The organism is Microcoleus sp. CAWBG27 (assembly GCF_020883145.1).
Classification (GTDB): Bacteria; Cyanobacteriota; Cyanobacteriia; order Cyanobacteriales; family Microcoleaceae; genus Microcoleus.
In genome coordinates this window covers 90,300-102,802 of the sequence record NZ_JAHREU010000020.1, presented here as the reverse complement: position 1 = coordinate 102,802, position 12,503 = coordinate 90,300, and the positions used below count along the sequence as shown (strand labels likewise).

Genomic DNA, 12,503 nt, shown 5'->3' with positions numbered 1-12,503 from the left:
AAGACTCTTTGTTATTCTAAATGTGAGGAAATGCTCAAGCATTCTATTAAATTATTAATACATTACTTGAAGTTTGACGATATTCCCATTCCTGGAGCATTCATACCTTGATTCAGCAACGCCGAATCTCGCACGATCGCATCTAAAGTTATTAGTTACGATCTCATATTGACTACGGTCATGCGATCGCCCGTACAAACATATTTGCTCGTACAAGCCGCTGCACCCCTCGCGATCGTACAGGCGATCGCCCACCATCAAACCTTACCAACTTCCGCCAACTCAGCAACATTAGCAGAAATTTCCTCATCCCCTGCATCAACCGCAACCGTTAACTTCAATCCCAAAGCCTTCAGCCAATTAGCCAAAGCATAAATAGTTGCAATCCCAGATTGCGACAGCAAAGCATCTAACTTTTCCAAATGCAATTTAGCATCATCAGCCGACATATTTGGTTTTCCCAAACTCTCAAATACATTGCTAAGTGCGAGTTCAAGCAAACCTGGTTCAGGCTCTTCGTCTTCCAAATGCGCCGTTAGATAAGCGGCAGCGTGTATTTTATCCTTGAGGGCTTCAATCAGATAATCTTGATAACTATCGCTCGTTGGCATTTTTGCGTTCTCCATATTCTTTCCAATACTCATACGCTTTGCGGATATCTTGTTCTTGAGTGCTTTTATCTCCACCACAGAGAATCAGCACTATTGTTGACCCAACTTGTCCGAAGTACACGCGATACCCCGGCCCAAAGTCAATTTTCAATTCCCAGACTCCTTCCCCAACAGGCTTGCTGTTTCCTAAATTCCCCAAGCGAACTCGATCGAGCCTTTGCTCAATTTTAACTACTGCCTTCAAATTTCGCAGGGAACTAAGCCACTCTGCGAAAGGATTTCTACCGTCTGAAGTAATATAACGTCTAATTTCTCTGGGTTGTACTTCCATAAATGCGATCGCACTTGCTCGCTTATTATCATATGGGCGATCGGCCACCATCAAACATTACCAACTTCCGCCAACTCAGCAACATTAGCAGAAATTTCCTCATCCCCTGCATCAACCGCAACCGTTAACTTCAATCCCAAAGCCTTCAGCCAACTAGCCAAACCATAAATTGTCGCAATTCCGTCTCCCGACAACAAAGCATCTAACTTTTCCAAATGCAATTTAGCATCATCAGCAGACATATTTGGTTCACCCAGAGCTTCAAATACATCCCTCAGCGCTTTTCGCATAATTTTTAATTCCAAATCTCCCTCTTCTTCCTCAAAAATCTCTGTGATGTAAGCAGCAGAAAAATTTGGATCTTTGAGATATTTGATTTTAAACGGATGGTAAGGGACACTTTTACGCATTTTCTTGGCTCCTGTATTCTTCCCAATATTTCTTAGCAGTGCGAATATCTTCATCTTTCCTTTCTTTTATCTCCACCACACAGCAAAAGCACTATAGTTGTTTCTACTTGTCCAAAATAAACTCTGTAGCCCGGGCCAAAGTCAATTTTCAATTCCGAGACACCTTCGCCAACCGATCGACAATCTCCCAAATTTCCATTGCTAACACGCTCCAGCCTTTTCACAATCTTGGCTTTACCCTTAAAGTCGCGGAGAGATTCCAACCACTCCTCAAAAGGAACTCTGCCGTCAGGCTGGCTATAACTCTCAATTTCCTTGGGTTGCACTTCCATAATTCCACCTTCTGTAAATACTACAGATAGAGTATGTGACAGTTGAAGGTGCGGAATGTGGGCATAATCTTGATTCTAGCCGCGATCGCACTCCAATCTTACAGTCGCGCCCGATCGCCCCTTGACTCCATGCGCTACAATTATTAAGAAATCTTTAGTTAAATCCGTTTAACGTCCCAGACGCATTATGAGTCTTCCCATTCGCAACGTTGCTATCATTGCTCACGTCGATCACGGCAAAACCACCCTTGTGGACGCTCTTCTCAGACAGTCCGGGGTCTTCCGCGAAGGGGAAGAAGTCCCAGATTGCGTCATGGACTCCAATGATATCGAGCGCGAGCGCGGCATTACTATCCTTTCCAAAAATACCGCCGTGCGGTACAAAGAAACCCTGATCAACATCGTCGATACCCCCGGACACGCGGACTTCGGCGGAGAAGTCGAACGAGTTCTCGGCATGGTAGACGGTTGTTTGCTGATCGTAGACGCCAATGAAGGCCCGATGCCGCAAACCCGGTTCGTGCTCAAAAAAGCCCTAGAAAAAGGCTTGCGCCCGATCGTCTTTGTGAATAAGATCGATCGCGATCGAGCCGACCCCCACAAAGCCGTCGATAAAGTTTTGGATCTGTTCCTAGAACTAGGTGCTGACGACGATCAGTGCGAATTTCCCTATCTCTTCGGTTCCGGCTTAAGCGGTTACGCCAAAAAACACCTAGAAGACGAAGGGGTAGATATGAAGCCCCTGTTTGAAGAAATCCTCGACCACGTACCGCCCCCCGTCGGCGATCCCAACAAGCCGCTGCAACTGCAAGTAACCACCTTAGATTACTCGGAATACGTCGGGCGCATCGTCATCGGCCGCATTCACAACGGCACGATTAGAGTCGGTCAACAAGCAGTCTTGATCACCGAAAGCGGGGCACTTGTCAAATCAAAAATCAGCAAATTGATGGGCTTTGAAGGCCTGAAGCGGATTGATATCGCAGAATCTTCTGCTGGTAATCTAGTCGCCGTTGCCGGTTTTGCTGATGCGTATATTGGCGAGACCATTACTTGTCCCAACGACCCGCAAGCTCTACCTTTAATCAAAGTAGACGAACCGACTTTGCAGATGACTTTCTCTGTGAACGATTCGCCGTTCTGCGGTCAAGAAGGCAGTTTGGTAACATCGCGTCAAATTCGCGATCGACTAATGCGAGAACTGCAAACCAACGTCGCCTTGCGCGTCGAAGAAACCGACTCTCCCGACAAATTCCTCGTATCCGGCCGTGGCGAACTCCACCTCGGAATCCTGATCGAAAATATGCGCCGCGAAGGATACGAATTCCAAGTATCTCAACCGCAAGTAATCTTCCGCGAAGTCGGCGGCCGTCCCTGCGAACCCTTTGAATGTTTGGTGTTAGACGTACCCGAAGAAGCAGTCGGCGGCTGCATCGAACGCCTCGGTCAGCGCAAAGCAGAAATGCAAGATATGCACGTCAGCAGCACCGGTCGCACCCAAATCGAATTTTCAGTCCCCGCTCGCGGTTTGATTGGATTCCGAGGCGAGTTTATGCGCTTGACTCGCGGCGCTGGAATTATGAACCACAGCTTCCTCGACTATCGCCCCCTCGGTGGAGAAATTGTCGCCCGTCGCAATGGAGTATTGATTTCCTTTGAAGAAGGAACTGCGACTACTTATTCACTGAAAAATGCTGAAGACCGCGGCGTATTTTTCATTACCCCCGGAACCAAGGTTTACAGAGGGATGATTATCGGAGAAAACAACCGAGATGACGACATGGAGCTGAATATTTGCAAGTCGAAGCAGTTGACAAACCACCGCGCATCTGGCGGTGAAGAGTTGGCGCAATTGCAAGCACCAGTCGATATGAGTTTGGAACGCGCTTTAGAATACATCGGTCAGGATGAATTGGTGGAAGTAACGCCAAAATCAATTCGCTTGCGGAAGGTTTCTAAGAAGTTAGTCAAACGGTAAAATAACTTGATGGCTGGCAATTTTGCCAGCCATCAGTGTCAACTTCAAACTGTACATAATCGACTTGGGCTTGTAAGTGCAAAGTCTTGTAGGATAACAGATGTATTTATAATCAATCCTTAAGTTTATCGTTATCCTAACTTTTATAAATAAAAATTATGCTGAAGAGAATTTATGTAAATAATTTTAGATGCCTGGTGAATTTTGAATTGCAAGTAGATAGCTTAAATCTCTTTCTGGGTTCAAATGGATCGGGCAAAACTACCGTTTTTGAGGTTTTAAGAAAATTACAGAAATTTATTTTAGGCGATCGAGCTTTCGAGCAAGATTATAAAGTATCAGATTTGTTTGCCAACAAGGATTTAACAAGATGGCAAAAATCCAACATTCAAAAATTTGAATTGGATATTGAAGGAAATGGTGGCATTTATAAATATACCCTAGAGATCGAACATCAAAGAGACTATGCACCTCCTAGAATGCGACTAGAAAGCTTAACTTTTGACGGACAACCTCTGTTTAATTTCTGGGTTGATCCAGGCGATATAGGTATAACTGTAGGCCAAGCTAGGTTGTATAATGACGATCCCGATCGCGAAGGTGCTTTCGTACCGTTCTTTGATGGGTCGCGTTCTGGCATTGGTTTTATTTACGAGAGACCTGACAATCTAAAGCTTACATGGTTCAAAAAACGGATTTCTAACTTTTTTATTGTACAGATCAATCCTTATATAATGGAATCAGAAAGCCTTAAGGAGGAAAGTTCACCTAACTGGGATATGTCAAATTATGCAGCTTGGTACAGCTATTTATCTCAAGAATCTCAAGGTAAAATATTTAAGTTAACGCTGGAATTACAAAAGATTATCCCAGGATTTGATTCATTTCAAAATTCTAAATCCGGTGATGTGAGGATTTTGTCAGCATTTTTTACCCGTCCCAGCAAGGCTGCTTATAGGCTTAATGAATTATCACATGGTCAAAAAGCTTTAATTGCTCTATATACCTTAATATATTGTTCTCCTGATGAGAATTTTACTTTGTGTATTGATGAACCAGAAAATTTCCTGGCTTTACCGGAAATACAACCTTGGTTGCGTAGGGTGATGGACTATTGTCTGGAAAATGAAGCACAAGCAATGTTAATTTCTCATCACCCATCATTAATTAATTACTTAGCAAGCAATTCAGGTTATTGGTTTGAACGAGAAGATAATGAAGCTGTTCGCGTGCGCCGAATTACTGATACGGTCGAAGAAGGCTTATCAGTTGCTAAGCTTATAGAACTTGGATGGATTTATGACGAGTAGAGATGATTTACCCGAAGTAACTATTCTCTGTGAAGATATTGACCAAGAGCGATTTATCAGAGAATATTTGATCTGCCGGGGATTGGACGATCGCAAAATTAAAGACTTTGGTAATCCTAAAGGAAAAACAATTAAGAATAACAATGCTTTGATAGTTAAGCATTATCCACAGCTTATTAAAAGTTATAGAAGCCGTAACTACAGAAATATTGCTGTAGTAGTAATGATTGATGCTGATGAAGATAGCTTGGAAGAGCGAATGCGTTGTTTAAATATAGCATTAGACGAAACAGCAGGTAATTTAAACAAAGATCCGCGACTGCCTAACGAGAAAGTTGCTATTTTTGTCCCAGCCCGAAATATTGAAACGTGGTTTTATTATATTAATAGTCATATGTCAGGTCAAGAATGCAATGAACTTACTGATTATAAAGATAAAACAATGACTACAAAAGAGAGGATTGAATTAGCTAAAAGGTCGGCAAAAATATTGGCTTCAGAAATATGTCCTCATGGAGTCGATCGCATTGCTTTGCCTTCTCTTCGTTATGCGTGTAGGGAGTTGCAACGACTACAGTTGTAAAGAATTAGTTAATTGATGTGACATGACATTCTGTTAGATTCAAGATTTATTAAAGCAGTCAAGTATCTGAGTTTTTTTATTTAGGTTGTTCTACTTAGTGAATGATATATTATCAAAGTCTTCTTTTTAGATTAATTGCTACATCCCGATCCTAGTATGCGATCGCCCTTTCAACTAACCTCCACAATATGTTTTAATAAAAAATTGAGCCAAACCTAAACAAACCCAGCCATGAGTCCCAAATCCATAGCCGTGATCAACTTCAAAGGCGGTGTCGGAAAGACCACCGTCACCTGGAGTCTGGGAAATATTATATCCCAAGGAACAGACTTAGAAGTCTTGATGTTAGACCTAGACCCGCAAATGTCCCTCACAGAGGCGATCGGGCTTAACGAAAATACGGGTCATTTAGATGATAAGTTTGGTAAGTGGTACGAAAAATCTCTCAAACACAGACTCACAATTTACGACGCCCTCGAAGTCTTTAAAAAAGCCGGACAAAACTTTAAATTTCCCGTTGGTTTCGACACCATTTATCAGGTTGACGAACAGTTGCATTTTATCCCTTCAGTTGAAGAATTGTATTGGTTAGACCTCGATGGATTTGAGGGGAAAAGTGTTAAAGACTTCATCCGCCAGTTTAGCGGCAAAATCGCTAACTCTCCCAATCTCCCCCAATACGATTTGATGCTGTTTGACTGTTCGCCTTCCTTCAGTCTCCTCACCTACAGCGTACTATCTTCCTGCGACTTAATACTGATTCCCGTCAACCCAGATTATTTTGGTTCTCGGGGATTGAGTTTAGTTTTAAACTCGCTCCAAAAACGGATTGAACCTTACCCGTTTCCCAAGATTGCCGTGTTTATGAATAAAGCTAAAATCTATGGAGGATTGCTGACAAATGAAGTTCAGTTTTACATGAGAGAAGTCAAGAGACTTTGCGCTGAAATCTCAAAAGACAATAACATAGAAGTGAGATTTTTAGAATCGACGATTCGGGAAAGTGTTGGACTAAAGCGGGCAATTAATGAGGGAGAATTGCCGCGAGAATTAGTTAGAGAGTTTGAGCTACTTTGGCGCGAGTGTGAGGAGTATCTGAAATGATTAAAAAAGATATTTTGCCTGCTGGCGATTCAGAAACTGGGGGGGTGCTTGATGAAATTGGCGAACTTAAGGTCATCTTGCGCGAGGTTTCTAAAAAATTAACCAGGATTGAGGCTCAAGTCAAGCGGGGAGGGCTTTCTGCTGGTTCTAAAACTTCTGAATTTCCTGCTGTTGCTGTTGCTGATGTTGAGAAACCTGCTACTTTATCTACTGACAATGTTCTCGAAGTTTATGAAGAACTGCGTTTGCAAGCTAAGAAGGGTCATGAATTAGAGGTGAGGCAAAAATTGTCGGCTATGAGTGCGGCTGATTTGAATTTGATGTGTTGCGAGTTAGGAATGCCGCCCAGCAGCAAGAATCCGTCTCGCAAAAAAATGTTCGAGCTAATTATTGGTAGAATTAAGCAGAGTTTGATGCTGTCGCGACATATCGATCGCCAAACACTTTAAACAGTTGACAGTTGACAGTTGACAGTTGACAGTTAATAGTTTATGGCGAAAATTCGAGCTGTCTTTTTTGCTTCCCACTTTTCATGGTCAAGAGGATAAACTAACAAAATGCGTTTGCATAAATTATTGCGGTTTAGTTCGATCGCCCTTATCGCCCTAACACTCGCAATTACCTTGCTTTCCAGCCTTCAGGGCCCTGGGACAACCGCAGTCCAAAAACCAAGCATACTGGCGTTTACAGCTCTCCAACAGCGCGGCAGCGAGGTCAGAAACAGTTTATTTACCGTCAACGCTACCAGTTTGGCACGCCGGGAACTTGCACCAAAAATAGATGTTAGCTATACCTTAGCTTGGTCGCCCAAGGGCGATCGACTGGCTTTCGTTAGCGGCGATACCGATATCTATACAGTCAACGCTGATGGTTCTGGGCTAACTAAACAGTTTGCAGGCGAATTTTGCAAAGCAGCTAATTTTGAAATAGTTTGGTTTTCCAACAGCCAGAAACTTGTTTTTGCCCGTTCTTGTGACGGTTTTACCTCCGACGCTCCCGGCAGTCAATCTCTTTTTTTGAGCGATACTTCGGGTATTAAAGGAACTAAATTAGTTAGGAATTTGGAAGTAGGAGGACAACAGACTAAAACAGAAATTTCCTCTAATTTCTATCTTTCTCCAGACGGTCAGCAGGTAGCATTTGTCAAGGATAAAAATATCTACAAAATGAATGCTGACGGTTCCGGCATGACTAAATTAACTCAAAGTCCCGGCGAGTATACATCCGGCGGTAGCGAACTTGTCTGGTCGCCCGATCGCACAAAAATCGCTTTTTTATCCGGTAACTATCCCCAACAGCAAGTTTACACGATTAATGCCGACGGCACCAACCTCAGAAATTTGACTGACAACCCGCAACATCAAGTCTACAACGTCAAGCTATTTTGGTCGCCCGACAGTAGCCGGATTGCTTGCTATCAGGGGAAAGCTGGCGATTTGAGCGGGGAAGAGCAGGATATTTGGGCGATCGACATTAACAGCGGAACCGCCAAAAACCTCACCCAAAAACCCCAAAACTACGATGCACTTTCCTGGTCGCCGGATGGCAAACTTATCGCCTTTGCTACCGGAGACTTCAACCAGCAAAAATTATACACAATAAATGCGGAAACTTCCCAGCTAAATCAACTAGCTCCCCGCCTAGGAATGTCAGGAATTTCTGAATTGGCTTGGTCTTATGACAGTCAGCAAATTGCTTTTATTTTTAATGAACTCGCAGGTGATAAAAGCAATTTGTATGTAATTAATCGCGACGGTTCGGGATTAAACAAATTGACCAGCGACAAGGATTTAAATGCTGGGAACCCAGTTTGGAAACCACAGTAAATTTACGATTTATATCCTATCCTTTACACAACTCGCATAAATTTGGCGTTAATCTTTAGGTATGTAGTTGCGCTTCAGCGCTCTTAATTGATTCTTGAAAAGAGCGCTGAAGCGCAACAACGTACCTTTGGATAAAATTGGGGTTAATTCTTAGGTATGTAGTTGCGCTTCAGCGCTCTTGTTGATTCTCGGAAAGAGCGCTAAAGCGCAACAACGTACCTTTGGGTTAATTCTTAGGTATGTAGTTGCAATGAAAGAGCTCTTGTTGATTCTTGAAAAGAGGGCTGAAGCGCAACAACGTACCTTTTTTGTCAAATTGGAGCCGATGCAATAATCTTTTTCTCCTTAAATTGCTGGTGAACTTCCAATTCATGTCCCTCAAGTTCCTGGTGTTTCTCATCCTGCACCTGTTTGTCAATTTTGGGCAACTTTAAAATCGCCCCAGCCAAAACCCAGTAATAGACAGACACTGGATCTACATCCAGCGGATAGTATTGAGGATTGATCGTAATAAATCCTACAAATACCCAAAAACTAGCTCCGTAACTCCGCAAACTTTTGTCCTTGACAGAACGGTACGCTCTAAAACTTAAAAAAGCTAAGTGTAAAAGCATGATCTGAAAAGCAATCATTCCCGGATAACCGAGTTCGTAAATCAACTTAGGATGGAAAGTTTCAATGAGCTGCGTGGTGCCAAATATTCGCGTTGAATTAGTCGCTCGTCCCACACCTCTGCCGAGAGGTCTATCAATGATAAAATTGTTGCTCTGCTCCAACTGATTCAAGAAAAACTGCTGGGGCGGTGCAGCATTCCAGCGGTTAACAAAACTCTCCCACCGCTGCTCGATAATTCCTGGGTTAACTGCCGCACCCACAAATAGCAGAATCGCCAGTCCTGCACCGACAGGAATAAATCTTTTTAAATTAACTAATTGACCTGTAAGAATTAGCAGGATTACCGTGGCAACTGGAACCATAACTAAAGCAGCTCTTTGACCGGAAATAACTGCATTGGCAAATACTAATGCCATGCCAAATAAACCAATAACTCTCCACCAGAAGGAAGGGTCACAAAAGGCAGAGGCAAAGGTTAAGAAAGCATTAGCAATTAAAAACCACGCCCACTGCCAAGGCGCCACAAATGTTCCCGGTAAGCGGATAAACTTGACTTCTGGACTGAATACTAAAGAACCGCCGACAAAACATCTAGCTTGCAGAGTTGCTTTATATAATTCTTCTCCAGTCATGCCTCGGGTACCCGCGCATTTTCCACTTTGCAGCAAGAGGTACTGAATCAAACCGAGAACGCAGCAAACGATCGCCAAAACTACGTGCATTCTACCAAAAAACACCAAATCCTTCTTGGTGCGGAGCAGATAATAGGTACAAGCAATCAGCGGTATGTAACCTATCAATACTTTTAAGCCGAGAATTCCTTGTAGAATTGGTTTGTCGCCCTTCATCGGGTTGAGCTGCATCTCCCCGTTGACAAAAATTAAAGTCAGCATTGCCATCATCAACAGGATGCTGAAGGTTGAAAGCATTTGTTTGGGAATGAACAAAGGCAACTGTTTCTTTTTGCAGCTTTGAATGAGGGCGATGAGGGCTGGTATGTAGAAAGCATCTTTGGCTACTTGAAATGCAGCATTCCCGCCGCCAATTGCGTAGGTGACAGTACCGCTGAGAGGCAGGTAAATAAAAAAAGCCCAGAAAGCTTGACGGGGGTATTTGTAGGAAAGTAGCAAAATGGCTACGGCGGCGCCTCCGGCAATAGCAATCTTAGCGCGAACCACGAACAACAGGGCGATGCTGACAGCAACACTGATTAAGCAGCTTATGACGATCCTCTGCACTAATTCATTGCGTTTTTGTGAAGTTTTGCGTTTTTGTGCCGCTACTTCTTTTTTGCTGGGCGTTGTTGTTTTTTCGCTGGGCTTTTGTTTGGACTTCTTAGATTTGCGCTTGGTTTTAAACATAACTTCTAAAAGACACTTATAGCCTTTCTCAGAAAGATGAGGTACTCATGGGCGAAGCGAAGCGGAGGGATGGGGCATAGGGCATGGGGCATGGGGCATAGGGCATAAGACTAGCGGGCATACCTCACTTTTTTTGAGAAAGGCTATATGTAGAAGGCAGAAGGCACTCGGAAGTAGAAGGGGATCTTATGCAGAATGTAGAAGGCAGAATGTATATCAGAAAAAATATTGCGGTAGATGTGGTTAGTTATTCTTGAAGTCCAGAGGGCGAAAAAATCTGGGTCAAGATGCTTGGTGCGAGGGGGGGAATAACTTACACTCGCGACCTTGTAGAATATAACTGCTGCATCTATAATGTACAAATCTCGAAAAAATAATTTTAATCGATCGCTCAAATCGATCGCAGAAACTCAATATGAAGTTAAACAAATTTGTATCGATCGGCATTGCCCTAGTTTTAGGAACAAGTGCCAGCGTATTGTCTGGCAGCAGAGCATTCGGGGCCGAAAAAGTTGTGCTCACCTTTGGCCCGATCAGGCAAACCGTCAATATCAGCGACTTGGAAGACTTTGCTAAAGATGGCACGACGACGCCAACCCTCAAACAAATTATCGGGTTCTCCAAAATGGATCCAAAAACACTCCAGGGGTTAATGGGTTTACAAATCGGTTTAAAGCCAGCTAATCTCGCCCGGGTAGTTTACAGCACTCCAGGCGAAAAAATTACTGACGAAATCGGTCAGGCAATTCGGACTCAGCGCCGCACAGAAGGTGGCAAAGCCATGCGGGCTGCGCTGATTCTGGCAGCCGGCGACGATGGTAAGGTGTCGCTGCTGGAAATTTTGAAAAAGTATCCTCTGCCGGAGGTTTACGTAGATGTTGCCACCATTGCTGCGACTGTTGGGAAAATTCAGGGTTTGGCTGGAAATCTGAGCACCCTGCTGCAAGATTCCAAGGGCGACACAACGAATAAAACTCCGACAAAATAGCAGGTTTGTAGTGAGGACTAAAGTCCTCAGACTTTTTTTGCGGACTAAAGTCCTCACTACAAACCAAGAAGTTTGTAGTGAGGACTAAAGTCCTCAGACTTTTTTTGCGGACTAAAGTCCTCACTACAAACCAAGATGCAATTAATGTTTCTTGAGCAACTTTTTGAGCAATTTGGGAACCTCCGAAGGCCGAGCAGCTACGGGTATTTCCGCCTCTTCAAAAGCAGCCATTTTGTTCTCTACCGTAACACCAAAGGCTTTCTGGGCAGCAGCGCGAGAACTGATCAGGATGCCGGCATGGCCCAAGGACGGGCCCTTGGGAGCGTAGCGGCCTGCCAAATAAGCAACCACAGGTTTGTCGATCGCCGAAGCGATGTAAGAAGCAGCAGCTTGTTCGCTCCAACCGCCAACTTCCCCAATCAAAACCATCGCCTCCGTACTGTCATCTTCGTCCAAAAGTTGCAGCCACTGCATAAAAGAAGAACCCACAATCGCGTCGCAGCCAATACAAACCGCCATCGACTGTCCCAAACCAGCCTCAGTCAATTCGAGAGCAACTTCGTAAGTCAAAGTGCTGCTGCGGCTGATTACCCCGATCGAGCCGGGAGTGTAGAATTCCTTGGGGTGAGTTCCCAGCAGCAGTTTGTCAGGGACAATAATTCCCGGACTGTTGGGCCCGATCACTAAAGTTTCCGTGGCCTCTGCCTTTCTGACTAAGCGCACCATATCCAGAGGAGGCACTCCCTCAGTGACGATCGCGATTTGCCGAATTCCTGCCGCGATCGCTTCTAGAGCCGCATCCAGCACCCAGTAAGCGTCTACCAAAATTACCGTAGTGTCAACATGACCCACTGCCGCCACAGCTTCTTCTACCAAATCAAAAATAGGAATTCCCTCCAACTCCTGCCCTCCCCTACCGGGACTGACACCGGCGACTACATTAGTGCCGTATGCTTTCATCATCAGGGCGGCGCGGGTTGAGGCGGGAGATTCTGTAATGCCCTGTACTAGGACTTTGCTTTCAGGAGTTAAATTCATTTTTTCCTAGTTAACA

The 12,503-nt window shown here is 44.1% G+C and carries 13 protein-coding genes; 7 read left to right on the top strand and 6 right to left on the bottom strand.

Translation table 11 applies throughout. The features are described from left to right. Positions 1 to 257: 257 nt before the first annotated feature. Genes QZ938_RS14110 through QZ938_RS14095 form a run of 4 tightly spaced genes read right to left on the bottom strand, consistent with a single transcriptional unit; the run spans position 258 to position 1,684 of the window. Positions 258 to 611, bottom strand: coding sequence for a transcriptional regulator (locus QZ938_RS14110; RefSeq protein ID WP_293352114.1), 354 nt, complete (start codon positions 609 to 611; stop codon positions 258 to 260). Beyond that, the gene (locus QZ938_RS14105) at positions 595 to 942 is read right to left on the bottom strand and encodes a type II toxin-antitoxin system RelE/ParE family toxin (protein ID WP_293352118.1); all 348 of its coding nucleotides are present in this window, start codon (positions 940 to 942) and stop codon (positions 595 to 597) included. The genes QZ938_RS14110 and QZ938_RS14105 overlap by 17 nt, the downstream gene beginning before the upstream one ends. Before the next feature lie 50 nt (positions 943 to 992). Then, on the bottom strand, positions 993 to 1,352 hold the full coding sequence (locus QZ938_RS14100; protein ID WP_293352113.1) for a transcriptional regulator: 360 nt from the start codon (positions 1,350 to 1,352) through the stop codon (positions 993 to 995). Between the two features lie 50 nt (positions 1,353 to 1,402). Then, entirely contained in the window at positions 1,403 to 1,684 is a 282-nt protein-coding gene (locus QZ938_RS14095; RefSeq protein WP_293352112.1) for a type II toxin-antitoxin system RelE/ParE family toxin, read from the bottom strand. 187 nt (positions 1,685 to 1,871) lie between these two features. Here QZ938_RS14095 and typA point away from each other — a divergent pair, with 187 nt between their 5' ends. From typA to QZ938_RS14065, 6 genes are all read left to right on the top strand, one after another. Continuing rightward, positions 1,872 to 3,662: a translational GTPase TypA gene (typA, locus tag QZ938_RS14090; RefSeq protein WP_293148082.1), complete on the top strand. Its 1,791-nt coding sequence runs from the start codon at positions 1,872 to 1,874 to the stop codon at positions 3,660 to 3,662. A 158-nt stretch (positions 3,663 to 3,820) separates the two neighbouring features. Then, positions 3,821 to 4,972, top strand: coding sequence for an AAA family ATPase (locus QZ938_RS14085; protein WP_293352111.1), 1,152 nt, complete (start codon positions 3,821 to 3,823; stop codon positions 4,970 to 4,972). After that, positions 4,962 to 5,555, top strand: a complete 594-nt coding sequence (locus QZ938_RS14080) for a hypothetical protein (protein WP_293148085.1) — start codon at positions 4,962 to 4,964, stop codon at positions 5,553 to 5,555. The genes QZ938_RS14085 and QZ938_RS14080 overlap by 11 nt, the downstream gene beginning before the upstream one ends. 231 nt (positions 5,556 to 5,786) lie before the next feature. After that, complete coding sequence (locus tag QZ938_RS14075; protein WP_293352110.1) at positions 5,787 to 6,659, top strand: ParA family protein; 873 nt, start codon at positions 5,787 to 5,789, stop codon at positions 6,657 to 6,659. After that, positions 6,656 to 7,108, top strand: coding sequence for a hypothetical protein (locus QZ938_RS14070; protein WP_293352109.1), 453 nt, complete (start codon positions 6,656 to 6,658; stop codon positions 7,106 to 7,108). Before QZ938_RS14075 ends, QZ938_RS14070 begins: the two co-directional genes overlap by 4 nt. A gap of 108 nt (positions 7,109 to 7,216) precedes the next feature. Next, complete coding sequence (locus QZ938_RS14065; RefSeq protein WP_293352108.1) at positions 7,217 to 8,485, top strand: DPP IV N-terminal domain-containing protein; 1,269 nt, start codon at positions 7,217 to 7,219, stop codon at positions 8,483 to 8,485. A gap of 311 nt (positions 8,486 to 8,796) precedes the next feature. Here QZ938_RS14065 and hpsL read toward each other — a convergent pair whose 3' ends face one another. Then, on the bottom strand, positions 8,797 to 10,461 hold the full coding sequence (gene hpsL / locus QZ938_RS14060) for a hormogonium polysaccharide biosynthesis protein HpsL (RefSeq protein WP_293352107.1): 1,665 nt from the start codon (positions 10,459 to 10,461) through the stop codon (positions 8,797 to 8,799). A 415-nt stretch (positions 10,462 to 10,876) separates the two neighbouring features. Here hpsL and QZ938_RS14055 point away from each other — a divergent pair, with 415 nt between their 5' ends. Next, positions 10,877 to 11,449, top strand: coding sequence for an alpha/beta hydrolase (locus QZ938_RS14055; RefSeq protein ID WP_293148094.1), 573 nt, complete (start codon positions 10,877 to 10,879; stop codon positions 11,447 to 11,449). A gap of 141 nt (positions 11,450 to 11,590) precedes the next feature. Here the strand turns inward: QZ938_RS14055 and QZ938_RS14050 are convergent, their stop codons facing one another. Next, positions 11,591 to 12,487 (bottom strand): CoA-binding protein, encoded by an 897-nt coding sequence (locus QZ938_RS14050; protein ID WP_293339892.1) that lies wholly within the window; start codon positions 12,485 to 12,487, stop codon positions 11,591 to 11,593. Between the last annotated feature and the right edge of the window lie 16 nt (positions 12,488 to 12,503).